General features: G+C 70.3%; 23 protein-coding genes. 5 read left to right on the top strand and 18 right to left on the bottom strand.

Annotated features, from left to right (window positions below; translation table 11 throughout):
• Positions 1-9: 9 nt before the first annotated feature.
• From EY822_RS09445 to EY822_RS09390, 12 genes are all read right to left on the bottom strand, one after another.
• Positions 10-1101, bottom strand: a complete 1092-nt coding sequence (locus tag EY822_RS09445) for a hypothetical protein (protein ID WP_150308040.1) — start codon at positions 1099-1101, stop codon at positions 10-12.
• Positions 1076-3127: a flagellar biosynthesis protein FlhA gene (locus EY822_RS09440; protein ID WP_227497164.1), complete on the bottom strand. Its 2052-nt coding sequence runs from the start codon at positions 3125-3127 to the stop codon at positions 1076-1078. Before EY822_RS09440 ends, EY822_RS09445 begins: the two co-directional genes overlap by 26 nt.
• A 2-nt stretch (positions 3128-3129) precedes the next feature.
• Positions 3130-4296 carry an EscU/YscU/HrcU family type III secretion system export apparatus switch protein gene (locus tag EY822_RS09435; protein ID WP_150308038.1) on the bottom strand — a complete coding sequence of 389 codons (1167 nt, stop codon included), beginning with the start codon at positions 4294-4296 and terminating at the stop codon, positions 3130-3132.
• Complete coding sequence (locus EY822_RS09430) at positions 4296-5054, bottom strand: flagellar biosynthetic protein FliR (RefSeq protein WP_406610194.1); 759 nt, start codon at positions 5052-5054, stop codon at positions 4296-4298. Before EY822_RS09430 ends, EY822_RS09435 begins: the two co-directional genes overlap by 1 nt.
• Before the next feature lies 1 nt (position 5055).
• Positions 5056-5331 (bottom strand): flagellar biosynthesis protein FliQ, encoded by a 276-nt coding sequence (gene fliQ, locus EY822_RS09425; RefSeq protein WP_150308037.1) that lies wholly within the window; start codon positions 5329-5331, stop codon positions 5056-5058.
• Positions 5328-6206 (bottom strand): flagellar type III secretion system pore protein FliP, encoded by an 879-nt coding sequence (gene fliP, locus EY822_RS09420; protein WP_150308036.1) that lies wholly within the window; start codon positions 6204-6206, stop codon positions 5328-5330. The genes fliQ and fliP overlap by 4 nt, the downstream gene beginning before the upstream one ends.
• Positions 6203-6772: a FliO/MopB family protein gene (locus EY822_RS15430; protein WP_227497163.1), complete on the bottom strand. Its 570-nt coding sequence runs from the start codon at positions 6770-6772 to the stop codon at positions 6203-6205. The genes fliP and EY822_RS15430 overlap by 4 nt, the downstream gene beginning before the upstream one ends.
• A 2-nt stretch (positions 6773-6774) precedes the next feature.
• Complete coding sequence (gene fliN / locus EY822_RS09410) at positions 6775-7482, bottom strand: flagellar motor switch protein FliN (RefSeq protein ID WP_150308034.1); 708 nt, start codon at positions 7480-7482, stop codon at positions 6775-6777.
• Complete coding sequence (locus EY822_RS09405; protein WP_150308033.1) at positions 7479-8384, bottom strand: flagellar motor switch protein FliM; 906 nt, start codon at positions 8382-8384, stop codon at positions 7479-7481. The genes fliN and EY822_RS09405 overlap by 4 nt, the downstream gene beginning before the upstream one ends.
• 177 nt (positions 8385-8561) lie before the next feature.
• Positions 8562-9455 (bottom strand): OmpA/MotB family protein, encoded by an 894-nt coding sequence (locus EY822_RS09400; protein WP_150308032.1) that lies wholly within the window; start codon positions 9453-9455, stop codon positions 8562-8564.
• A complete protein-coding gene (locus EY822_RS09395) occupies positions 9452-10234 on the bottom strand; it encodes a motility protein A (protein WP_150308031.1) in 783 nt (260 codons plus the stop codon). The genes EY822_RS09400 and EY822_RS09395 overlap by 4 nt, the downstream gene beginning before the upstream one ends.
• Positions 10234-10530 carry a flagellar FlbD family protein gene (locus EY822_RS09390; protein ID WP_150308030.1) on the bottom strand — a complete coding sequence of 99 codons (297 nt, stop codon included), beginning with the start codon at positions 10528-10530 and terminating at the stop codon, positions 10234-10236. Before EY822_RS09390 ends, EY822_RS09395 begins: the two co-directional genes overlap by 1 nt.
• Before the next feature lie 271 nt (positions 10531-10801).
• On the opposite strand from EY822_RS09390, the gene EY822_RS09385 reads away from it, so the two are divergent.
• Positions 10802-11134: a hypothetical protein gene (locus EY822_RS09385; RefSeq protein ID WP_150308029.1), complete on the top strand. Its 333-nt coding sequence runs from the start codon at positions 10802-10804 to the stop codon at positions 11132-11134.
• A 78-nt stretch (positions 11135-11212) separates the two neighbouring features.
• Here EY822_RS09385 and EY822_RS15425 read toward each other — a convergent pair whose 3' ends face one another.
• Positions 11213-12595: a right-handed parallel beta-helix repeat-containing protein gene (locus EY822_RS15425; RefSeq protein ID WP_227497162.1), complete on the bottom strand. Its 1383-nt coding sequence runs from the start codon at positions 12593-12595 to the stop codon at positions 11213-11215.
• 214 nt (positions 12596-12809) lie between these two features.
• On the opposite strand from EY822_RS15425, the gene EY822_RS09370 reads away from it, so the two are divergent.
• Positions 12810-15077 carry a heavy metal translocating P-type ATPase gene (locus EY822_RS09370; RefSeq protein ID WP_150308026.1) on the top strand — a complete coding sequence of 756 codons (2268 nt, stop codon included), beginning with the start codon at positions 12810-12812 and terminating at the stop codon, positions 15075-15077.
• Here the strand turns inward: EY822_RS09370 and EY822_RS09365 are convergent.
• Positions 15036-15953, bottom strand: coding sequence for a 5'-3' exonuclease (locus EY822_RS09365; protein ID WP_150308859.1), 918 nt, complete (start codon positions 15951-15953; stop codon positions 15036-15038). The two genes, EY822_RS09370 and EY822_RS09365, sit on opposite strands and share 42 nt — an antisense overlap.
• Positions 15954-16014: 61 nt before the next feature.
• Positions 16015-16428 (bottom strand): GNAT family acetyltransferase, encoded by a 414-nt coding sequence (locus EY822_RS09360; protein ID WP_406610190.1) that lies wholly within the window; start codon positions 16426-16428, stop codon positions 16015-16017.
• Between the two features lie 85 nt (positions 16429-16513).
• On the opposite strand from EY822_RS09360, the gene EY822_RS09355 reads away from it, so the two are divergent.
• Positions 16514-17962: a dihydrolipoyl dehydrogenase family protein gene (locus EY822_RS09355; RefSeq protein ID WP_150308024.1), complete on the top strand. Its 1449-nt coding sequence runs from the start codon at positions 16514-16516 to the stop codon at positions 17960-17962.
• Positions 17963-17998: 36 nt separating this feature from the next.
• On the opposite strand, the gene aqpZ is transcribed toward EY822_RS09355, so the two are convergent.
• On the bottom strand, positions 17999-18805 hold the full coding sequence (gene aqpZ, locus EY822_RS09350) for an aquaporin Z (RefSeq protein ID WP_150308023.1): 807 nt from the start codon (positions 18803-18805) through the stop codon (positions 17999-18001).
• A gap of 316 nt (positions 18806-19121) precedes the next feature.
• On the opposite strand from aqpZ, the gene EY822_RS09345 reads away from it, so the two are divergent.
• Positions 19122-20183: a phosphotransferase gene (locus EY822_RS09345; RefSeq protein WP_150308022.1), complete on the top strand. Its 1062-nt coding sequence runs from the start codon at positions 19122-19124 to the stop codon at positions 20181-20183.
• Between the two features lie 24 nt (positions 20184-20207).
• Positions 20208-21179: a glycosyltransferase family 2 protein gene (locus EY822_RS09340; RefSeq protein WP_150308021.1), complete on the top strand. Its 972-nt coding sequence runs from the start codon at positions 20208-20210 to the stop codon at positions 21177-21179.
• A 90-nt stretch (positions 21180-21269) separates the two neighbouring features.
• Here the strand turns inward: EY822_RS09340 and EY822_RS09335 are convergent, their stop codons facing one another.
• Entirely contained in the window at positions 21270-22439 is a 1170-nt protein-coding gene (locus tag EY822_RS09335; RefSeq protein WP_150308020.1) for a flagellar hook protein FlgE, read from the bottom strand.
• A gap of 103 nt (positions 22440-22542) precedes the next feature.
• Positions 22543-22962 carry a flagellar hook assembly protein FlgD gene (locus tag EY822_RS09330; protein WP_150308019.1) on the bottom strand — a complete coding sequence of 140 codons (420 nt, stop codon included), beginning with the start codon at positions 22960-22962 and terminating at the stop codon, positions 22543-22545.
• Positions 22963-22972: the final 10 nt, after the last annotated feature.

Genomic DNA, 22972 nt, shown 5'->3' with positions numbered 1-22972 from the left:
CGGCCCGGGTCACGGGATCGGCCTGCCGTCGACCCAGCCGATGGGCAGCCCCAGCTCGCGCACCGTTTCCGGGCTGGCCGTGGTGCTGGCGCCCTCGACCGCAACCCCGGCGACGGGAACGGTGTCCACGACGGTGCCGACCCAGTGCGCGGTGTCGTCGGACTTCCGGCCGGCATCCACCGCTACCCACACCTGGTCGGGCGACAGTGCGGTGATGATCTCGGCGGTGCGCGCGTCCCAGCCGCACGCGACGAACGCAGCGGAGCCCCGCTCCACGCCGGCGGCGCGCGCCGCCAGTGCACCGCGCCGGTCCTCGGCACGGACGGCGCCGTCGGCGCCGGCATCACCGGCCACCCGGACCGTCGCCGCGATCACCGAGGACGCCATCGCGGACGCCACCCGTACCGCGTCGGCACGGAGACCCACGACCAGCACGAGGTCCCCGGGCTGGCTGCGGAGGCTCGGCACCCGCGCGGTGGCCGTCGGCGTCGCGGGAAGCGGTGAGGATTGCATCGGCACGGCGACGGTCGGCACGGGAAGCATCGGCACGGCGACGGTCGGCACGGCGCCGGTTGGCAGCACGGTGCTGGCCGGCACGGGAATTGGCGGCACGGGAACGATCGGTGTCGCGGCCGTGGGGACCGTGGATGCGGGCGGCGGCACGGGAGTCGGCGGGACGGGGGCGCGAGCGGGACCGAACACGTGAGCGGCGGCGGCCTCCTGCCCCACCGGTGCGGGACGTCGCGCATGACCGATGCCGTTGACCGTGAGGTCGTCGAGCAACGCCGCGAAGGCGTGCGTTCCGGTGGAGACCGGGGTTCCTGCGCCGTGCAGGGAGGCTTCGGCACTGTCGGCGTCGTCGAGCAACGCGGCGAGTCCGCTGAGTGCTCGAGCACCCGGCCCGGTGGGGCCGCCGCGAGCCGCACCCTCGGTCACTTCGACCGTGAGCTCGTAGTGACGGCGGGCGAAGAACCCGGCGAAGCCGCCCACCGTCACGCGCTCCGCGGTGATGATGCGTGCTGCCGAGCCGTGTTCGGCGAGGAGCTGAGCCGACAGTTCCTCGATCGACGGGCCGCTAAGCTGAAATCGTGTTGACGGCACGCACAACCCCCACTGTCTCGATTTCCACGTTCGCCGCGGTCGCCTCCTGGTAGGAGAGCACCGGCAGCCCGCCCGATGAGGCCGAGACCATCCGGCGGATCGCGGGGCGGAGCGCCGGAGCGCACACGAGCACCGCGCTCAGTCCGTTCGCCGCGATGGCAGCGACGGTGTCGCGGAGCGACGCGAGGATGGCCTCGGTGCGCGCCGGGTCGAGCAGGATCTGGGTGCCGTACTCCGACGGACGCAGACCTTCGAGCATCGACTGCTCGAGAGCGGGGTCGATCATGATCACTCGCAGCAGGGAACCGTCGAGGTACTGCGCGGTCAGCGCGGGACCGAGCGCCTGCCGGGCGGTCTCGATCAGACCCTCGGGGTCGGGCGAGACCTTCGCGCGCAGCACGAGCGCCTCGCAGATGCGGCCGAGGTCGTTGATCGGGATCTGCTCGGAGAGCAGTCCCTGCAGCACGCGCTGCAGTTCGGCGAGGCTCAGCATGGCGGGGACGAGCTCGTCGACCGCCGACGGGTTGACCTGCTTCACACCCTCCACGAGCACCCGCACGTCCTCCCGGCTGAGCAGGCGCGCGGCGTTGCTGGTGATGATCGACGAGAGGTGCGTCACCAGCACCGACACCCGGTCGATCACGGTCGCGCCGGTCATCTCGGCGCTGTGGCGCATCTCGGCGGGAACCCACTTGCCCGCGAGCCCGAACACGGGCTCGACCGTGGCCGTTCCGGGGAGACCACCCAACGCGTCACCGAGCGCCAGCACCTTGCCCACCGGTGCCTGACCGCGTCCCACCTCCACGCCCGCGATGCGGATGACGTAGGTGGCGGGAGGCAGGTCGATGCTGTCGCGGGTGCGCACCGGCGGGACCACCATCCCGAGGTCCATCGCGATCTTGCGCCGCAGGGCTCGTACCCGGCCGAGCAGGTCGTCCGACGCGCCCGAGACGAGGTTCACGAGGTCGGGTGCCAGCAGGATCTCCAGCGCGTGCACGCGCATCTGCTCGATGAGGTCCTCCGTGGTGTCGGTGGTCGGCAGCGCGTTCTGCTGGCTGGCCTCCACCGCGAGCGCGGCCTCCTCGGCGGCCTTCGTGGCCTTGATGCGCTGCGCGGTGACGATGAGCAGCACACCGACGACGAGGAACGGCAGCACGGGCATCCCGGGGATGAGGGCCATGGCGATCGCGGCCGCTCCGGCGATGAGCAGCGCGCTGCGCGACTGTCCCAGCTGTCCCGACGCGGTCGTGCCCATGTCGGACTCGGCGTTGGAGCGGGTGACGATCATGCCGGTGGACACGGCCATGAGCAGCGCGGGGATCTGCGTCGTGAGGCCGTCACCGATCGTCAGCAGCGCGTAGGTGTTGAGCGCATCACCGACCTCCATGCCGCGGGAGATCATGCCGGTCGCCACGCCGCCGACCAGGTTCACGATGATGATGATGATGCCGGCGATCGCGTCGCCCTTCACGAACTTCGACGCACCGTCCATGGCGCCGTAGAAGTCGGCCTCGGCCGACACCTCGGCGCGTCGCTCGCGCGCCTGGTCGTCGGTGATCAGGCCGGCGTTGAGGTCGGCGTCGATCGCCATCTGCTTCCCGGGCATGGCGTCGAGCGTGAAGCGGGCTCCCACCTCGGCGACCCGTTCGGCTCCCTTCGTGACCACCACGAACTGGATGACCACGAGGATCAGGAAGATCACGGCACCGATGATGATCGACCCGCCCACGGTCACATGACCGAAGGCCTCGATCACCTGACCGGCGTAGCCGTCCCCGAGCACGAGGCGCGTCGATGCCACGTTGAGGCCGAGCCGGAAGAGGGTGGCGACGAGCAGCAGCGACGGGAACACCGAGAAGTCGAGCGGCTTGCGCACGAACATCGTGGTCAGCAGCACGACGAGGGCGAGCACGATGTTGAGAATGATCAGCAGGTCGAGCATCCACGACGGCACGGGCACGACGAGCAGCAGGATGATGCCGACCACGCCGATCGGTACGGCGAGCTTGGACAGGTTGCGGTTCACGGTCAACGGCCTCCGGCGGTCGTGGCGGGTTCGGAGTTGCGGTGCCCGTGCGTGGCGGATGAGCCGGACAAGGCGGGGGGTTCGGGGATCACGCTCGGCGACCCCATGGTGTGCACGCCGGCGGCGGCCCCGCGGGCCCGGAGCGCCATCACGAACGAGAGCACACGGGCGACCGGGTTGTAGAGCTCCACCGGGATCTCCCCGCCCAGGTCGCACGCCGAGTGCAGAGCGCGGGTGAGCGGGATGTCCCGCACGATGGGCACCCGGTCGGTCTCGGCCTGTTCGCGGATGCGGGCGGCGATGACGCCCGCGCCCTTGGCCACCACGCGCGGGGCCGACTTGCCGGGCTCGTACTTCAGCGCCACCGCGAAGTGGGTGGGGTTCACGAGCACCACGTCCGAGTCGGCGACCGCGGCGATCATGCGGTTGCGGCTCATGGCGAGCTGTCGGGAGCGCCGCTGGCCCTTGACGAGCGGGTCGCCGTCGGAGCCCTTGTGCTCGTCCTTGACCTCCTTCTTCGTCATGCGGGTGCGCTTGCGGTTGCGCCGGATCACGACGAACACGTCGAGCGCCGCGATGATCAGTCCGACGATCACGGCCGAGCGCAGCAGGGACGCGGCGCCCGCACCGCCCGCCTCGAGGAGGGTGGACACCGACAGTCCGCCGGCGGTCATCAGCACGGGCATCAGTCCCTGCACGGCGGAGTAGAGCACGAGGCCCACGACGGCGGTCTTCAGGAGCGACTTCGCGCCCTGCCACAGCGCCTGGGTGCCGAACACCCGCTTCATGCCCTTGACCACGTCGAACTGTTCGTAGTTGCCGGTGAACCGCTTGACGTGCACCCCGCCCTGCACGACGGCGGCGATCAGCACCGCAACGGCGACCACCGCGAGCATCGGGACCGCGGTCGCCGCCATGGAGGCGAGCCCGGATGCGAGCGACTCCATCGCGACGCCGGGATCGGGGTTCGCCACCATTCCGCGCACGGTGAAGAGCTGGTCGACGCTCGCGTTCGCGGCGAGCCCGATCGTCGACGGCACCATGAGCGCGGCAGCGCCGACGCCCACCCACGCGGTGAGGTCCTGCGACTTGGAGAGCTGGCCCTTGGAGCGCACCTCCCGCATGCGCTTGTCGGTGGCCTGTTCGGTGCGTTCGCCGGAGTCGGACATCACTCGCCCCCTCTCAGAACGTTCACGGACGATTCCGCGAGGGCGGTGACGATCGCGGGAAGGGCGATGACCACCATGCTGGCGAGCAGCATGGTCAGCAGGATCTTCAGCGGGAAGCCGAGCGCGAACGCGTTCAGGGCGGGTGCCACCCGGGTGAGCAGTCCGAGTCCCACATCAGCGAGGAACAGCACCACGATCAGCGGGCCGGCGATCTGCACCGACGCGAGGAACATCTGGGTGACGGCGGTGGTCATCAGCTGCACCGGCGCCGCCAGGTCGAACGCGCCCGCGAGGGGGAAGGCGGTGAAGGTGCGGGTGAGGCCGCCGAGGATGAGCTGGTAGCCGCCCGAGGCGAAGAGCAGCGCGAGGGCGGTCATCTGGAAGAGCCGGGTGAACTGCGCGCCGTTGATCATGGACTGCGGGTCGAACGCCTGAGCCATCTGGAAGCCGCCGAACATGTCGATGAGTCCCCCGGCCGCCTGCACCGCCGAGAAGACGATGAGCACGAGGAAGCCGAGCGCGGCACCCACGGCCACCTCGAGCACGATCGCGGTGAAGAACCCGGCCGTGTCGAGGGAGACGTAGCCGGGGGTCACCCGCGGCGATACGGCGAGGGCGAGGCCGAGGCCGAGCATCGCCTTCACCCGCACCGGAATGGCGTTGTAGGAGAAGGGCGGTGCGACGACGAGGAATGCGACCATGCGCACGCCGGCCAGCATCACGGCCTCCAGCCAGTCCAGAGCGAACGGGAATTCCACATCATCCCCCGCCGAGCAGGGAGGGGATGCGGTCGAACATCGCGTGGGTGAACGCGACCATCTCGGAGATCATCCAGTGACCGCAGATGAGGAGGGCCATCGACACGGCGATGGCCTTGGGCACGAAGGAGAGCGTGACCTCCTGGATCTGGGTGATGGACTGCAGCAGGGAGATGGCGAAGCCCACGACGAGCGCCGTGACCAGGATGGGTGCCGAGATCTTGCCCGCCACGAGGAGGCCCTGCAGACCGATGTCGAGTACGCCGTTCGCGTTCATGAGGTCACCGTGTAGCTCTCGATCAGAGACGTGATGAGGAGTCCCCAGCCGTCGACGAGCACGAACAGCAGGATCTTGAAGGGCAGCGAGATCATCACGGGCGGCAGCATCATCATGCCCATCGACATGAGCGCGGCGGAGACGACGAGGTCGATCACGAGGAAGGGCACGAAGATGACGAAGCCGATGATGAACGCGGCTCGCAGCTCGGAGATCATGAACGCGGGGATGAGGGTGAGCAGCGGCACCTCGGCCGGAGTCTCGGGATTCGCCTGGTCGGCCGCCCGGGTCATGAGCGCGAGGTCCTCCTCGCGGGTGTGGGCGAGCATGAACTCGCGCAGCGGACCGGTGCCCGCCTCGATGGCCTGCGCGAAGGTGAACTCCCCGCCGAGGTAGGGCTCGACGCCGATCGTGTTGATCTCGGTGAGCACCGGAGCCATGATGAACAGCGACAGGAAGAGCGCGAGTCCCGCGAGCACCTGGTTCGGCGGGATGGATGGCAGCGCGAGCGCGTTCCGCGTCATCGCCAGCACGACGAAGATCTTCGTGAACGACGTCATCATGAGCAGCAGCGCGGGTGCGACCGACAGCAGGGTGATGCCGACCAGGGTGACGATGGCGGAGGACGGGGCTCCGTCGGGTCCGTTGATCTCGACGGAGAATCCCCCGTCGGTTCCCGGCTCGGCCGGGGCCGTCGGCGCCGTCGGTTCGGTGGGCTCGATCGGTGCGGCGTGGGCGTCCGCACCCGTCGCCCAGGCGAGCGCGAGGGCGAGGGCGAGAGCCGAGAGGAAGAGGAGGAGGAAGCGGGCGACGGCGGTTCCGCGCGGGTAGCGCGTGGCACGCGAGGAGCGGGGCGGGGAGTCGGCCGTGGTCACCCTGCGCGCCTCTGGCGGAGCGCCGCACCGGCCTGGCGCCAGGTCGCCGGCGACAGCACGGACCCCTCGAGCGCACCGGCCGGCTTGCGGTCCCGGGCACGCGGGCGACGGTATGCGGCATCGTCGTCGGAGGCGACCTCTCCCGTCGCGGCACCGGGTGAGACGGTGTCGAGTGCAGTGGCGTTGAGCGAGGCGGCGCTGAGCGAGGCGGCGAAGGCTCCCGCGGACGTGGCCGGTGCGGCGTGCGCGGGGGCGGGGGCGGGAACGGGAACGGGAACGAGGGAGAGTCCGGGTTCATCCGCGGACTGCTCGACCGGCGGCGCATCCGTCGAGTGCAGCACGGTGACCGAGGAGTCGGTCACGCCGAGGAGGAAGCGGGTGCCGTCCACGTCCAGCACCACCACGGATGCCTTGGGCGAGATGCCCTGGCGGGTGACCACGGTCACCATTCCGGCGGCGCGCTTGGCGCGACCGGTCGAGCCCAGTCGTCGCTGCAGCACCCAGAGGAGCGCGAGCACGACACCGAGCGACAGGGCGACGCGCAACGCGATGAACACCGTCTCCACGCTCAGCCCACGCCCTCGGCGATGTCGAGGATTCGGGTGATCCGCACGGCGTAGTCCTGGTCGACCACGACGACCTCGCCGTGGGCGATCAGTCGCCCGTTCAGCAGCACGTCGGCCGGGGCACCGGCCGAGCGGTCGAGTTCGATCACGGCGCCCGGCTCGAGACCCAGCACGTCGCGCACCGACATGCGGGTGCGACCGATCTCCACGGTGAGCGCCATCTCCACGTTGTTGATGCGGCCGAGCTTGTTCGACGTCGACCGCGCGTCGATGCTCGGCGCGCTCCGCACGGTTCCGTTCTCGCGCAGGCGGATCGCGCACCATCCGGCGGGAACGCCCGCGGCGGTCAACTCGAAGACCACCGACTCGGTGTCCGCGAACAGCGCCGCGGCGTTCTCGATGCGGGAGTCCCCCAGCACACCGGTGCCGAGCGCGTCGGCCCCGGACTCGAAGGCGGGGCGGAGCACGTCGGTGACGGAGACGAGCGGCGAGTCGGTGCCGGCCGCGGCCATCACGGCGTCGAGGTCGATCAGCACGAGCGCGAGATCGGCGGACACGCCGCCCACGAATGACGCGACGACGGCCGAGGCTGCGAGGTCGCCCGGAACGGTGGTCGAGGTGGACGGGGTCGCCCTTAGTGGGGTCGGCGTGGGCAGCTGAGCCGCGAGGGCGTCGGCCACGGTGGCGTGCAGGGCGATGGCGGTGCTCATGAGTTGTTCTCCTCGGTGTTGACGACAATGCCGGCCAGACGCGAGCCGTTGGCTCCCACAGCGGCGGAGGCGAGACGCTGGCCGTCGACGGCCACGTCGAGCGGACGGTGGTGCGGATGCGGAAGGGGCAGGATGTCGCCGACCGCGAGGCCGAGGATCAGTCCGGGAGTCACCGTGGCGGGCGTGAGCTGCAGGGCCACGTCGACGGGCACCCAGGCGAGCTGCGCGTCGACGAGTTCTCGCGCGTTCGCCGTCGTGGTCATCGGGTTCGACTCGCCGAGCTGCGGCAGCAGCGCCTCCGCGGGGATCGCGACGGTGGCCGGGGCGGTGCGGTCGCCGACCCGGATGTCGAAGGAGGCGACGATCATCAGCGCGGACTTCGACGCGGCCTGGGCGAACTGCGAGTTGTAGTGGATGGCGCCCACGCTGATCGGCACCGTGAGCAGGGAGCCGAGCGAGTACCGGAGATCCTCGAGCGCGTCGTCGAGGAGCCGGCGCACGAGTGCCTGCTCGATCTCGGTGAACTTGCGTTCGGGTGCCGCGTGCAGGCCGCTGCCGCCGAGCATGTGCCCGACCCAGGAGAGGGCGGCCGATGTGGGGAACTGGATGACGGCCTTCGCCGACGGGCCGTCGAGCGTGCACAGCACCATGGCCGTGGTCGGCGGGAGCGATGCCGCGTACTCGTCGTAGGTGTGCATCGACACCTGGGTGCTGGTGACCTGGAACATGGCGCGCACCTTGGCCGTGAGTTGCGTGCCCCATTGTCGGGCGAAGGTCTCGAACGCCAGCTCGAGCACGCGGGAGTGCTCGCGGGCGAGGGTGGTCGGACGCCGGAAGTCATAGACCTCGACGGGCCGGGACGACGCGGACGCGCGAGGAGCTGAGGTGTCCTGGAGTGTCACACCGAGGACTATCGGCCGTATCCGGGGGCGCGTTAGCGGTTTTCCGGAGCAATGTGGGGCGCGACGCCGGGGGCGCCCGCAGCCCCCGCGGGTCCTGGGCCCCTCCGGGTCGTGACGCTCCCGCGAGTCTCAGGACCTACGGGTCGACCCGCCCCCGCACGGCGCCCGAGCCGGGCTTCAGTGGCCCGAGCCGTGCGAATCGTCCTTCGCAGCCTCCACGGGTTTCTTCTTCTTCTCCTCCTTGGGCGGCGCCTCCGGGGTGCCCGCATCCTCTCCGGCGGCCACTCCGGGAAGCAGCGCGTTCACGTCCTGCGACTGACTGGACAGCACCACGATGTCCACCCGCCGGTTGAGGGCGAGCTCGGCGGCGCCGGTGCCGGCCGCGAGGGGGCGCGCGGCACCGAACCCGACGGCCTGGATGCGCTCCTGCGGTTCACCACCCCGCTCGACCATGTCGCGGAGCACGCCCGTGGCGCGCGCCGCGGACAGCTCCCAGTTCGTCGGGTACGGCGCTGCGGTGCTGCGCATGTCGGCATGACCCTCCACCGACACGTCGCGGGGCGAGCCGGACACGGCGGGCGACACCGAGTCGAGCACCTGCCTGGCCTGCGCGCTCAGCACCGCACTGTTCGAGTCGAAGAAGGTCTCGGAGCCGACGAGACGCACGGTGAGTCCGCGTTCGGTGATCTCGAACGCCACGGACTCGGACAGTCCCTTGGCCGCGAGGCTCTCGGCGATCGCGGACTGGATGGCCTGCAGGTCATGCACCTCGATCGCGGCGAGCTCGGCGTCGGTGAGACCGAGATTCTCCTCGTCCAGCAGCTCGGCGGGAACGACGATGCCCTCGGCGGTGTCGACGGCACCCATCTCCACGGCACCGAATCCGGTGGCGAGGGAGTCCCGGAGCTTGACGTACTTCTCCTGGTCGACGGTGGACATGGCGAAGAGTACGAGGAACAGGCACATGAGCACGGTGATCATGTCCATGTAGGACGCCATCCACCGCTCGTCCGGATGCTCCTCCGCTTCCTCGTGCTGACCGCGGGAGCGACCGCGGACGCGCCCGCTCATGCCGCTTTGGCCGCTTTGGCCGCTTTCGGCGGGGCGCTGTTCGGCACCATGGCGCGCAGACGCTCGCCGAGCAGGCGCGGCTGACTGCCCGCCTGCACCGCGAGGACCCCCTCCATGATGAGCGTCATGCGGGCCACTTCGAGGTCGGAGAGGCGCTTGAGGCGAGCTCCGATGGGCAGCCAGATGAAGTTGGCGGAGAGCAGGCCCCAGAGGGTGGCGACGAAGGCGGCCGCGATCAGCGGGCCGAGCTTGTCGGGTGAGGAGAGGTTCTCCAGCACGTGGATGAGCGACACGACGGTGCCGATGATGCCTACGGTGGGCGCGTACCCGCCGAGGCTGGTGAAGAACTTCGACGCCGTACGGTCGGCGGCGGCCTTGGAGGTGATCTCGTCCTCGAGCAGCATCCGCAACTCCTCGCCGTCGGTGCCGTCGGCGATGTTCTGCAGCGCGCCCTTGAGGAACGGGTCGTCGGCGCTCTCCGCTTCCTGCTCGAGGGACAGCAGTCCGTCGCTCCGCGCCTTCTCGGCGAGCGCCACGACGTTGTCGATGACCGCCTGCGGGGGCGTGGTCTTGCCCCGGAAGGCGCGCGGGATGGACTTGAAGGAGCCGAACGCGTCTTTCAGGGTTCCCCCGGCGATACCCACCGCGATGGTGGCGCCGAAGACGAGGATGAGGGGCGCGGGAAGCAGCACGGCTTCCAGGTGCACACCCTCGATCGTCATCATCCCGTACAGGGCACCGAATGCGACCACGAGGCCGATGAGGGTTGCGGGATCCATTACTTCTTCCTTGGTCGCAGGGGTACGGCCGGGTGCTGCTCGCCGGCGTGCGGTTCCGTCGGCACGAGACCCAGGTGGCTGGGCGCGCGCGTCTCCACCGGTGTCCCGTAGGCGAGGCCGATGACGCGGGCGCGGTAGGACGCGATCGCGTCGATCACCTCGTCCATGGTCTCGGTGACGATGTACTTGGCCCCGTCCACCATCACGAGCGTCGTGTCGGGATTGGAGTGGATGCGCTCGATCAGGTCGGGGTTGATCGCGAAACGACTGTCGTTTAGTCGTGTGACAACGATCATCCTGTCCATCCCCGGTTCCCTGCGGCACCTGTGGCCGTCAGCGTGCACTATCGACCGGCGATTCCCGCAGGTAAGGAAGAACGGGTCCACCTCCCCGAACGGGGCGCACGCGGGGCTCCGCACCCAGTGCCGCACACCGGTGACGGGCGCCCGGTCGCGGGCTGTGGCACCCGAACTGGTGCCGAGGGCACACTGCCTCGGGCACGGGATCCGGTCTAGCGTGAGGGTCCTGGCACCTCTTCCCGGTGTCCGGCGATTCGGGGGCGATTACATGGCATTCTCCAGAACCAAGCGGTCGGCGACGGCACCGGCGTCGCTCCTCGCCGACGAGGCGTTTCCGGGATGCCACCCCGACCGCTCCGCATCCCGCGTGTGGTCGGACAACCTGACGGCACTGCTGGCGAGCCCGCTCGCCCTCCGAACCCTCCGCTCCCGGCGGGCCGACGCGGGATGCCCGGGTGCCGAGCAGGGCTCTGCGCTCGCTCCCGGCTGGTACGAGACGGTCGAGGATCCGTTCTCCGTGCGCTGGTGGAGCGGCAACGACTGGGTCGGCCAGCCCGTTCCGCTCGTGCCGGCGATGCTGGAGGGCCCACCGGCCCGCTGACCTCCGTCTGCTTGGGGCTCCGTGCGAACACGGGAATAGGGCCCGCCCGGATGCGTCCGGGCGGGCCCTATTCCGTGTTCAGGCGGTGCAGGGGATGTTGGACTTGCCCCGAGCGGCCCCGGTGGGTCCGCAGTCGATGAGGGTGCGGAGCGGGCCGGACTGCACCCAGACCTCATACCCCGGTACTCCGCCCAGCACCGTGTTGTCCGCGAACACGGTGTCCGCGCCCCAACCGGACAGCACGGTGTGCACCTGGAAGGCGTCGAGCTTCGTGCCGGAGCCGGAATTGCCCGTGACCCGGTAGCCGTTGCCCTTGATGTCGACCCAGGAGTCCGCGTAGTTCTCCCCCGAGTGCCCCGAGTTCGTGAAGACGTTGCCGACGATGCTGCCGCCGGTCGTGCCCTCCTTCACATCCACGCCCTCCGCGGTGGTGTTGAAGATGCGGTTGCCGCGCACGACGACGCGGTCGGATCGGTCCGGCACCGACGACGACCCCATGATCGACTTCCAGTTGCTCTTGGCGGTGCCGATGTAGACGCCCTCGCCGTAGGCGGGCTTGTCGAGCCCGGTGTCATGGATGATCGAGTCCTCGATCACGCCGTCGCTGCTGGTGGTGCGGAAGTGCACGGCCTCGGCGCCGATGAAGCCCACGTCGACGCCGCTGATCGTGGTATGCCGGGATCCGTCGAGCACGATGCCCTTCCCCGATCGCGTGACGGAGAGTCCGCTCACCCGCCAGTGGCTGCCGGTGAGGTGGAGCCCGTAACCGGAGGTGACGGTGCCGGTGCTGAGGATCGCCCGGCGACTACCGGAGAGCACGATCGGTGCGGATGCGGTCCCCGACGCGGCGGATGCGAAACGGCCGACGTAGGACCCGTCCGCCAGTTCGATGGTCTGCCCCGGGCGGGCGGCGGCGAGCGCCGCCGTGAGCTCTGCCGACGTGGCGACCCGCACCACGGCGGCGGCCCCGGGCGCTGGCGCGGGCGCGGCGACCGGCGGCGTCGGCTGGGCGGGCGCCGGTGCGGGCGCGGGCGCAGGTGCGGGTGCCGGTACGGGTTCTCCTTCGTCGACGGTCACCTGGAATCGGGCATTTACCCGTCCCCCGCTCCACCGGGCGTCGATCTTGTGACGCCCGGTTCCCGTGCTGATCGGCCAGGTGTACGGCGGCGTGCTGTCCTGCCCCAGGTAGGTCCCGTCGATCTTGAACTTCACCTTCGCTCCCTGCGGCGCGTTCGCCCCGACCACGAATGTACCGCTCGACCGGGTCGACCCGGCGAGAGCAGTGCCCCCCACCGACAGCACCGAACCGGGCGATGCCGACGAGGACGAGGACGAGGAGGACGCAGACGAGGACGGCACGGGGGCGGCCAGCGCGGAGGCGGGCGGCACCACCGCGGTTCCGATCAGCACTGCGAAGAACGCTCCACCGACGCACCACCGTGTGCGCGCATTGAACCCCATGAGTACTCCCCCCGAGAGTGTTCCGCCTGGCGCGGCGTTCGTAGGGTTCGCATCACGCGACCCCACCGGAACGATAACCGTCACCCGCATCCGGCACACGCCCCCGTAGGAGGGTGCGTAGCGTTCCCGGTCGATCCAGCGCGGCGCCCGCGCACCGGAGAACTCCCCTGCGGGCCCGTTGACACATACCCCCTAGGGGTATAGATTCAGCGCCATGACGAGGATTCGGACGACCGATGGAGCACACCGCCGGGCGCGTGCGGCGCACGCGGATCATGACGCGCACCCGGGACAGGATGACCAGCCGGGACAGAATGACCAGCCAAGACAGGACGACCACGCGGAACAGGACCCCGCGGTTGCCGGAAAGCGGAGGAATCCCGGTCCGGACGCGGGACACGGTGACGGCGAGCACGGGTCCCCCGCGGGACAGGCGGAGCACGACGGTCACGACGGTCACGACGGTCACGACGGTCACGACGGTCACGACGGCCACGGCGGCCACGGCGATCACGTCACCCAGTTCCGCCGCCTCTTCTGGGCCATGCTCGCGCTCTCGCTCGCCGTGGTCGGGTTCAGCGGCATGTTCGCGATGATCCTCGGCTACCGCCTTCCCGATGCGGGCTGGGTCGCGTGGATGTCGCCGGTGCTGGGCACCGTCATGTACGTGTGGGGCGGGCGGCCATTCCTCTCCGGGGCGGTGCGCGAACTGCGGGCCCGCAGACCCGGCATGATGCTGCTCATCGCCCTGGCCATCACCGTCGCCTTCGTCGCATCCTGGGGCGCGAACCTCGGCCTGCTCGCGCACGAGCTCGACTTCTGGTGGGAGTTGGCGCTCCTCATCGTGATCATGCTCCTCGGACACTGGATCGAGATGCGTTCGCTGGCGCAGACGTCGTCGGCGCTCGAGTCCCTGGCCGCGCTGCTTCCCGACGAGGCGGAACGGGTGGACGGGGACGACGTGGTGACCGTTCGCCCGGCCGACCTGCGCCTCGGCGACGTGGTGGTCGTGCGGCCCGGCGGGCGCGTTCCCGCCGACGGTGCGGTCACCGAGGGGTCGGCCGACGTGGACGAGTCGATGATCACGGGCGAGTCGCGTCCCGTGCGCCGGACCGTCGGCGACCGCGTCGTCGCGGGCACGGTGGCCACCGACTCGGCGCTCCGGGTGCGGGTCACCGCGGTCGGCGACGACACGGCACTGGCGGGGATCCAGCGACTGGTCACCGACGCGCAGAACTCGTCGTCGCGCGCGCAACGCATCGCCGACACCGCTGCCGGTTGGTTGTTCTGGTTCGCTCTGGCCGCGGCCGTGCTCACCGCGGTCGCCTGGTCGCTCTCCGGCAGCCCGGACGATGCCGTCATCCGCACCATCACCGTGCTGGTGATCGCCTGCCCGCACGCACTGGGGCTCGCCATCCCGCTTGTGGTGTCGATCGCCACGGAGCGGGCCGCGAAAGCCGGTGTGCTGGTGAAGGACCGCCTCGCCCTGGAGAGCATGCGCACGGTCGATGCGGTGCTCTTCGACAAGACGGGGACGCTGACCCGGGGCGAGCCGGCGGTGTCGTTCATCGCGACCCGGAACGTCAGTGAGGACGAGCTGCTCCGCTGGGCGGCGGCCGTGGAGACCGACAGCGAGCATCCGCTCGCGAGAGCCATCGTCGCGGCGGCGCGGACGCGCTCGCTGGCGGTGCCCCGCGCCACCGACTTCCGGGCGTTCCCCGCGCTGGGGGTGACCGGGACGGTCGACGGGCGCGCGGTGAGCGTGGGGGGACCCGGCCTGCTGGCAGAGCATGCGGTGGAACCTCTTCCCGAGACGACGGCCTGGGGAGAGTCGGGTGCGACCGTCCTGCACGTGCTCGTCGATGGGCGGGTGGCCGGCGCCTTCGGCCTCGCCGACGAGATCCGGCCCGAGTCCCGGGACGCCGTGGCCGCCCTGCACGACCTCGGCATCTCCGTCGTGATGATCACCGGGGACGCCCAGCCGGTTGCCGATGCGGTTGGCGGTGCCCTCGGCATCGACCGGATCTTCGCGGGCGTGCGCCCGGAGGACAAGGCCGCGAAGGTGGCCGAGTTGCAGCGGGAGGGACGACGGGTGGCCATGGTCGGCGACGGGGTGAACGACGCCCCCGCTCTCGCCCGTGCCGACGTCGGCATCGCCATCGGGGCCGGAACGGACGTCGCCATCGCCTCGGCCGGGGTCATCCTGGCCAGCGACGATCCGCGTTCCGTGCTGTCGGTGATCGAGCTGTCCCGGGCCAGCTACCGCAAGATGGCGCAGAACCTCTGGTGGGCGGCCGGCTACAACCTGATCTCGGTGCCCCTCGCCGCCGGGGTGCTCGCCCCCGTGGGGTTCGTGCTGCCCATGGCGGTGGGAGCGCTCCTCATGTCGGTCTCCACCGTCGTGGTCGCGCTGAATGCGCAGTTGCTGCGCCGGATCGACCTAGCCCCGAAGGTCGAGCGCGGTGAGCACTCGTTCCACTGATCCACCGAGCCCCCAGCGCTCGCCGAGACGCTCGATCTCGGCCCGCCCGGAGTCCGGGACACCGACGCTCGCCTCGACGGGCGGCAGATCGAGGTCCCGGGCGACGGCGACCACGGCGGGCGCCCGGGTGAGGTAGTCGGAGGCGGCCCGAATCTTGCTCCGCACCCCCGCCGACATCGGCGACCGCGGACCGCCCGCCTCCGCGGCCGCGAGGATGCCATCGAGGCTGCCGAACGAGTCGAGGAGGGCGGCCGCGGTCTTCTCTCCGATGCCGGGCACACCGGGCAACCCATCCGAGGCGTCGCCCCGGAGCACGGCGAAGTCGGCGTACTGCTTCGGTGAGATGCCGTACTTCGCGCGAAGCACGTCGTCGGTCACGATCTCCAGGTTCTTCATCCCCCTCGCCGTGTAGATCACGCGCACCTTGCGGTCGTCGTCGACCACCTGGAACAGATCGCGATCGCCGGTGACCACGTCGACAGGATGGCGGGAGGTGCTGGCCAGAGTACCGATGATGTCGTCGGCCTCGTAGTCCGCGAGCCCGACGATCGGAATGCCGAGCGCGGTGAGCGCGTCGACGATGATTGGCACCTGCGGCGAGAGGGCATCGGGCTCCTCCTCGAGGTCGGAACCGCCCTCGACCACCTCGGCCACCCGGTGCGCCTTGTACGTCGGCAGCAGGTCCACCCGCCACTGCGGACGCCAGTCGTTGTCCCAGCAGGCGATCACCTCGGTGGGGCGGAAATCAGTCACGAGTCGCGCGATCATGTCGAGCAGACCGCGCACCGCGTTGATGGGCACGCCGTCGGGGGACTTCAGGGTGTCGGGCAGTCCGTAGAACGCGCGGTAGTACAGGGCGGCCGTGTCCAGCAACATCTCTCGCCGATCGTTCACGGCTCCAGTGTGCCGCACCCGGAAGAATTCGGGCGCCCGGATCTCAGCGCAGCCACTGGGAACGCACCCGGACGTCGGCATCCTCGTACCCGAGCGCGTCGTAGAAGCCCAGCACGTGCTCATTCGTCGTGCGCACCATCAGCTGCACCTTCACGGCGCCCCGCTCCCGGAGCCACTCCTCGGCGGCGGCCATGAGCTGCCTTCCCAGACCGGCGCCTCGGCACTCCTGGCGAACCGCGAGGTAGTAGACCCACCCTCGGTGCCCGTCGGAACCGACCATCACCGTGCCGAGCAGACGACCGCCGGCATCGACGCCGCCCAGCACTGTGGAGGTGCTGCCGGTGAGGGCGCGCTCCAGGTCGCGTTCGGGCGGATTCCACGGCCGCGTCAACCCGGCCTCCTCCCACAGCGCGGTGACGGCGTCGAGATCCGACGGAGTGAGGTCGCGGATGTCCATACTCCCAGCTTGGCGGATGCGGTACACCGGACGACGGAAGAGACCAAGCTGGGAGGCGCGCCCACCCCTTTCCCTGGAGGACTCCATGCCAGAACACTCCGACCGCTCCGAGAACACCGAACGCTTCGACCACGCGGATCGCTACGACGTCGCGGTGATCGGTGCCGGACCCGCCGGAACCGCCGCCGCTTTGCGGGCCGCCGAACTCGGAGCCTCGGTGGTCGTGCTGGAGGCGGGTCGTGTGGGAGGAACCTGCGTCAACACCGGATGCGTGCCCACGCGAGTGCTCGCGAAGGCGGCCCGCCTGGTGCGGGAGACGCGCGCTGCGGGGAACTACGGCATCCTCGTCGGCCGACCGTCGATCGACTGGGCCGCCACCGTCGCGCGGGTGAATGACCGGGTGGACCGGGTGCGGTCCATCAAGCGGGAGGCCGAACGATTCGCCGCGGCCGGGGTCGAGCTGATCCAGGAGGGCCGGGCCCGATTCGAGAACGATTCGACCCTCGTGCTCGACAGTGGACGGCGCATCACCGCCGAATCGATCCTCGTCTGCGTCGGGGGGCACTCCCGCCGTCTGCCCGTGCCGGGGGCGGAGCTCGCGACCGTTCCGGAGGACGTGCTCACCCTGGTCGAGCTCCCCCGTCGGGTGGCGGTGATCGGTGCGGGCAACACCGGCGCACAGCTGGTCACCGTCTTCAACGCCTTCGGGTCGGAAGTGACGCTGCTCGACGTCGCCCCCCGGGTCCTGATGGCCTCGGACGCGTCGATCTCGGAGCACGTGACCGCCGCGTTCCGCGACCAGGGGGTGGACGTACGCACCGGCATCGAGACCGTGGAGGAGCTGAGCCGCGCAACCGACGGCTCGATCACGCTGCGCTGGCGCGCCGACGACACCGCGGAGTCCCTTGACGTGGATGCCGTGATCATGGCCACCGGGTGGCCGGCGGATGTCGGCGACCTCGGCCTCGACAGGGCCGGCATCGAGGTCGAGCGCTCGGCGATCCCGGTCGACCAGTACTTCCGCACGGTCGTGCCGCACATCTTCGCCGTCGGAGACGCGAACGGGCGGGACATGCTCGTGCAGGCGGCGCAGTTCGAGGGCGAGGCGGCCGCGGAGAACGCGGTGCTCGGCGCGAACCGGCGCACCCCGCACCACCTGCTTCCCGCGGGTGGCTTCACCGATCCCGACTACGCCGGTGTCGGGCTGAGCGAGGCGGAGGCACGCGACCGCGACATGGACTGCGTGGTCGTGACGGTGCCCTTCGACAGCCTGGACCGTGCGGTGATCGACGATCGCGAGCGCGGCTTCCTGAAGCTCATCGCCGATCGTCGCCGCGAACTGATCCTCGGCGCCCACGCGGTCGGCGAGACCGCGGGCGAGGTGATCTCCTCCGTCACCACGGCGATGGCCGCCGGGGTCGACGTCGCGACCCTCGCCAACGTGCGCTTCGCCTATCCCACCTACGGTGCCGTGATCGGGATGGCGGCGCGGGCGCTCCTCGCGGAGCCTCCGCGCGATGCAGAACTCGAGTGACGCAGGGGTAGCGCCCCCGTCGTCAGCTCGGAGTTCTCACTTCTTCGTGCCGTCGAACATTCCCCGGTAGGCGAAGCCGGCGACCATCGCGCCGACGATCGGGAACACGAGAAACACCCACAGTTGGCCGAGCGAGTCGGTTCCGCCGTAGATCGCCGCGGCGAGAGACCGGGCGGGATTGACCGACGTGTTGTCGACGGGGATGGTGACGAGGTGGATGAGGGTCAGCGTGAGTCCGATCGCGAGTCCTGCGAACGCCGGGTTGCCTCGGGTGGGATGCGTGACCCCCAGGATCACGAGAAGGAACAGCGCGGTGAACAGCAGCTCCACGACGATGGCGCCGAGGATGCCGAACCCTCCCGGCGAGAGTTCTCCCCAGCCGTTGCTGGCGAAGCCACCGTCCTGAGCCGCCTGCACCCACCCGTCGCGGGACGACCCGATGAGCGCGATCATGCTGGTGGCGACGGCGCCGCCGAGCATCTGGGCGACGATGTAGCCGAGGGAATCCCGCCACGGGAATCGTCCTGCAGCAGCGAGACCCAGCGTCACAGCCGGGTTGAAATGCCCGCCGGAGATCGGACCGAACGCGTAGGCGGCCGCCATGACGGCGAGCCCGAACGCCAGCGATACGCCGACGAAGCCGATCCCGAGCGACGTCCCGCTGGTGCCGGTTCCGAAGTCCGCGGCGAAAAGGGCCGCACCGACACCGCCGAGCACGAGCAGGAAGGTCCCGAAGAACTCCGCGAGCAGGACCGCGACGGAGGAGGGCCCCTTCGGCGTATCGGGCGGCGTATGTTTCAGTCGAGTGCGGTCGACACGGGGTTCCGGGCGAGGGTCGTTCATTCGGGCATTCCTTTCACGGGGCGACAACCACGTCGGGTGTTCATCGACGTGGTGCCGTCTGCGAAGGACGATCAACGACAGCCCAAGTCAGGAGCAGCCCGAGCCGAAGAGTCTCGCCCGTGACATAGCCGCCCCGAATTTCCCTACCGATCAACCGTATATCGGTCGCCGAAGAAATGATCGGCGGTATCGCATGACGCCCCGCTAGGTGCCATGATCCGGATCGGGGAACGCGCCGGGACACCACCGCCGCGGGACGACGCGATCCGGCTGGTAGTGTTCGGAACTCTGATTCGATTCCCGCGGAAGGAGGGCGATGAGCTCGCTCCGGGGTCTCGTGGACCTCATCGGGTTGTCGTCCCGCAGCAAGGAAACGATCGTGACCGGGATCCGCGCGAATGGTGCATCGGTCGAACCAGGCCTCTGGGTCGCGACGCGAATCGGCTCGGCGGCGCGGGTGACGCGCGGCATGCGCTCCTCCCCCGAGGCGGGCCGCTGGACCCGCCTGAAGGGCGGCCGCGCCAAGGTCCTCCTGCTGACCGTCGCGGTGGCCGTCGCGCCGCCCATGATCTTCCGCGTCCGGGGCGCCGGCGGCGCGAGCCGCGCCCTCGCCACGAAGGCCGGTGGGCTGATCCTGTTCGACGACGCCCGGAAGCGCGTCGTCCACGTCGCCGAGGAACCATACCCCGCCGACTACGCGGAGCGACGCCGGTTCCTTTCCGAGTACCTACCGGCGCCGGCGGCTGAATTGAGTGCGGACCGGCTGCGCCTCACCGAGGACCTCGCAGCCGGGGTTGCCTTCGAGTCCCTGGCGCCCGGTCGTAAGAGGGCCATCGCCCGCGACTTCATGGCCAAGGCCTCATTCCTCGTCGAACAGAACAGTTCCGCGAGTGCGACGGCGGTCGTCGCCTCGGCACTGGCAGCCGCCGACCGCGCCGAGGGGCTCCCGGAGCACGTCGCTTCACGGCTGCCAGAGCTGCGCCCAGCGCTCGCCGCGGCGGCAGCGACCTGGCCGCTCATCCCGGCGCACGGCGACCTCACCGGTCTGAACATTCTCGTCGAGGGCGAGGCGGACTGGTCGCTCATCGACTTCGAGGACGCCGACGACCTGCCGTTCTTCTACGATGCCGCCTGCCTGCTGTTGAGCGACCCCGACCTCCGTCCCGACGCGGTGAACGGCGCCTTCGACGACGACCTTCGTCGCCTCGCCCAGTCCGCAGGAACGGCCGCGGAGCCGGCTCACCTCGACCTGTATCTGGCTGCCACGGCGCTGATCGCCGCCGATCGGCACGCCACCCGCCACGGTGGCCGATTCGGCCAGACCGTGCAGAGGCTCTGGCCGCCGGTCGACCCGCCCGCCTCTTCCCACCATGCCTGAACGCCGACACCGAGGGACCCCGACATGACCACGACGAATCACCCGGATCCCGTGAGCGTCGTCGTCGCGGTTCTCACGTTCCGGCGTCCGGAGGGCATCCGCCGCATCCTGCCTCAGCTGGTGGAGCAGGCGGAGGCGCTCGTTCCGCCCGCGACCGTGCTGGTCGTGGACAACGATCCCGACGGCAGCGCCGCCGAGTACGTGGAGGGCTGGGGCTCCCGCGGCGTGCGCTACGCCAACGAGCGGACCCCCGGCATCGCCGCGGCCCGCAATCGCGCCCTCGACGAGTCCGCGGCGGACGACCTCCTCGTCTTCATCGACGACGACGAGAGTCCGCTGCCCGGCTGGCTCGCCAGCCACGTCGACGGCTGGCGCCGGTGGCGCTGCTCCGCGGTCTCCGGTCCGGTCGTCTCGAAGTTCGACAGCACGCCGACCGAGTGGGTGCGCTCCAGCGGTGTGTTCGAGCCGGCCGTAAGACCGACCGGCACGGTGCTCGCGGGCGCCTCGTCGAACAATCTGCTGCTCGACCTGAACGATCTACGCGGCCGGGGGCTCCGGTTCGATGAACGGTTCGGGTTGACCGGTGGCGAGGACACTCGGCTCATCCACGGACTCATCGCGTCCGGCGGAACAGTGCGGTGGTGCGCGGAGGCCCAGGTCGTCGAGTACGTGCCGGCGAGCCGTGCCACCCGCTCCTGGGTCGTGAAGCGCCGCCTGCGCACCAGCAACACCTGGAGCCGGGTCGCCCTCGACCTGGCGGGCTCGCCCCTGCGCCGCGGCATCAAGCGGGCCGAACTGACCGCCCGCGCGGCCGTCATGGTCATTCGTGGCAGTGTGCGGGTCGTGCTGGGCGCGCTGCGTCGGGACGTGGGCGCTCGTGCCCGTGCCACGGTCGAGATCGTCAACGCCGCGGGAATGCTGCTCGGCGCGTACGGCTACATCAGCGGGGAGTATCGTCGGCCTGCGACCTCCGCGGCGAAGCAGCCGGCCGCCTAGGGTCCCGCTCTGCGGTGCCGAACGCCGCACCGCTGCACGCGACGAAGGGCCCCGGGGACGACCCGGGGCCCTTTCCCGTTCAGGCGGGTGCTATCGCTTCAGGTTGGTGAGCTCCTGCAGCACCTCGTCGGACGTGGTGATGATGCGGGCGTTGGCCTGGAAGCCGCGCTGGGCCACGATGAGGTTGGTGAACTCCTGCGAGAGGTCGACGTTCGACATCTCGAGGCTTCCGCTCGTCACGGTGCCGCGTCCCGTTCCGGGCGCGCCGATGTCGGCGGCGCCGGAGTTGAAGGTGGCGCGGTAGCTGGACCCGCCGGCCTTCTCGAGTCCGGCCGGGTTCACGAAGGTCCCGAGCACGATGCGGCCGATGGCCTCGGATGCGCCGTTGCTGAACGATCCGATCAGCGTTCCGTCACCGCTGAGGGTGAAGCCGGTGAAGGTGCCCGCGCTGCGCCCGTCCTGTTCCGCGATACTCACCGTGGCGAGCTTGGCGAAGCCCGTGACCGCGCTGAGGTCGACGGCCACACCGCCGACGGCGAGGGTGCCACCGCCCGTGAGCTGCCCATTGGTGAAGGTCATGGCGGAGGTGCCGGTGGCGCCTGCGCCGTCGGCACCGGCGGCGTTCCACCCGCCCGCCGTGCGTGTGAAGGTGAGGTTGAGCGTGCGGGTGGCGCCCGCCGGGTCGAATACCACCACATCGCGAACGATCTCGGCACCCACCGCGGCGTCGGTGGGCAGGTTGCCCACCACCCGCGCCGAGGAGGTGGGCACGGCCGCGGAAATGCTTCCCTCGGGAAGGCGGATGTCGCCCACTGCGCCGCCCTCGGCGACCACACCGTTGGTCGCGGCCCAGCCCTGCACGATGCCGCCCTCGGGCGTGACGAGGCGCCCGGAGGCGTCGAAGTCGAACGACCCGGCGCGCGTGTAGAGGGTCTCGCCGCCCTGCTGGGTGAGGAAGAAGCCGTCGCCGGAGATCATCAGGTCGGTGGCCCGGCCGGTGGCCTGCGTGGAGCCCTGCGCGAAGTTGGTGGCGATACCGGCCACCTGCACGCCGAGCCCGATCTGCGCGGGGTTGGTGCCGCCCACCCCGGCCTGCGGACCGCCCGCACCCTGCGTCATCTGCGACAGCGTGTCCTGGAACTGGGTCGCGGATGCCTTGAAGCCCGCGGTGTTGACGTTGGCGATGTTGTTGCCGGTGACGTCGAGCATGGTCTGGTGCGAACGGAGGCCGGAGATGCCGGAGTAGAGCGAGCGGAGCATGGTGTGCCTTTCGGAAGCGTTCGGTGAGAAGGAGGTGGTGTGGAAGACGTGGAGTGCGGACGTGCGAATCGTGCGGACGGTGCCGGTGCGGATCGGGTACGGGCTACGGGGCGGAGGTGGACCTCACGCCGGAGAGGGCGTCCATGGCGACCTCCTCTCCCCCGACAGTCACCTTGGGCACCGCGCCGGCGAACGATACGGCCGACGCCACACCCGTGACGGAGGTGCCGTCCGCTCGCGCGAAACTCACTTCCTGACCCAACAGGGCGGATGCGGCCATCCGCATCTGCAGGGAGAAGTTCTCCTCGTTGGTGGTGGTGAGCTGGCTGATCTTCTCCATCATGGCGAGCTGGGTCGTCTGCGCGATCATCTCGTTGGTGTCCATGGGCGAGCTCGGATCCTGGTTGCGCAGCTGCGAGACGAGCAGGGACATGAAGACCTCGCCGTCCATGGTCTGCTTGGGCGCGCGCGCCGCGGGTGCGTTCGACGCGGGGCTCGCGGCGGTGACGGCTTCAATGGGCATGGGTGCTTCT

Origin of the sequence: Planctomonas psychrotolerans (genome assembly GCF_008642235.1) — a bacterium.
Classification (GTDB): Bacteria; Actinomycetota; Actinomycetes; order Actinomycetales; family Microbacteriaceae; genus Planctomonas; species Planctomonas psychrotolerans.
Note: the sequence above shows the minus strand (reverse complement) of the source record. Positions and strands in the feature narration are given on the sequence as shown.

Coding starts and splice junctions, on each gene's coding strand:
- EY822_RS09370 (WP_150308026.1), top strand. CDS start 12,810: ATGACGAGGATTCGGACGACCGATGGAGCACACCGCCGGGCGCGTGCG.
- EY822_RS09345 (WP_150308022.1), top strand. CDS start 19,122: ATGAGCTCGCTCCGGGGTCTCGTGGACCTCATCGGGTTGTCGTCCCGC.
- EY822_RS09385 (WP_150308029.1), top strand. CDS start 10,802: ATGGCATTCTCCAGAACCAAGCGGTCGGCGACGGCACCGGCGTCGCTC.
- EY822_RS09360 (WP_406610190.1), bottom strand. CDS start 16,428: ATGGACATCCGCGACCTCACTCCGTCGGATCTCGACGCCGTCACCGCG.
- EY822_RS09335 (WP_150308020.1), bottom strand. CDS start 22,439: ATGCTCCGCTCGCTCTACTCCGGCATCTCCGGCCTCCGTTCGCACCAG.
- EY822_RS09330 (WP_150308019.1), bottom strand. CDS start 22,962: ATGCCCATTGAAGCCGTCACCGCCGCGAGCCCCGCGTCGAACGCACCC.
- EY822_RS09340 (WP_150308021.1), top strand. CDS start 20,208: ATGACCACGACGAATCACCCGGATCCCGTGAGCGTCGTCGTCGCGGTT.
- EY822_RS09395 (WP_150308031.1), bottom strand. CDS start 10,234: ATGGATCCCGCAACCCTCATCGGCCTCGTGGTCGCATTCGGTGCCCTG.
- fliN (WP_150308034.1), bottom strand. CDS start 7,482: ATGAGCACCGCCATCGCCCTGCACGCCACCGTGGCCGACGCCCTCGCG.
- EY822_RS09365 (WP_150308859.1), bottom strand. CDS start 15,953: ATGTTGCTGGACACGGCCGCCCTGTACTACCGCGCGTTCTACGGACTG.
- EY822_RS09435 (WP_150308038.1), bottom strand. CDS start 4,296: ATGTCCGACTCCGGCGAACGCACCGAACAGGCCACCGACAAGCGCATG.
- fliQ (WP_150308037.1), bottom strand. CDS start 5,331: ATGAACGCGAACGGCGTACTCGACATCGGTCTGCAGGGCCTCCTCGTG.
- EY822_RS09390 (WP_150308030.1), bottom strand. CDS start 10,530: ATGATCGTTGTCACACGACTAAACGACAGTCGTTTCGCGATCAACCCC.
- aqpZ (WP_150308023.1), bottom strand. CDS start 18,805: ATGAACGACCCTCGCCCGGAACCCCGTGTCGACCGCACTCGACTGAAA.
- EY822_RS09355 (WP_150308024.1), top strand. CDS start 16,514: ATGCCAGAACACTCCGACCGCTCCGAGAACACCGAACGCTTCGACCAC.
- EY822_RS15425 (WP_227497162.1), bottom strand. CDS start 12,595: ATGGGGTTCAATGCGCGCACACGGTGGTGCGTCGGTGGAGCGTTCTTC.
- EY822_RS09400 (WP_150308032.1), bottom strand. CDS start 9,455: ATGAGCGGGCGCGTCCGCGGTCGCTCCCGCGGTCAGCACGAGGAAGCG.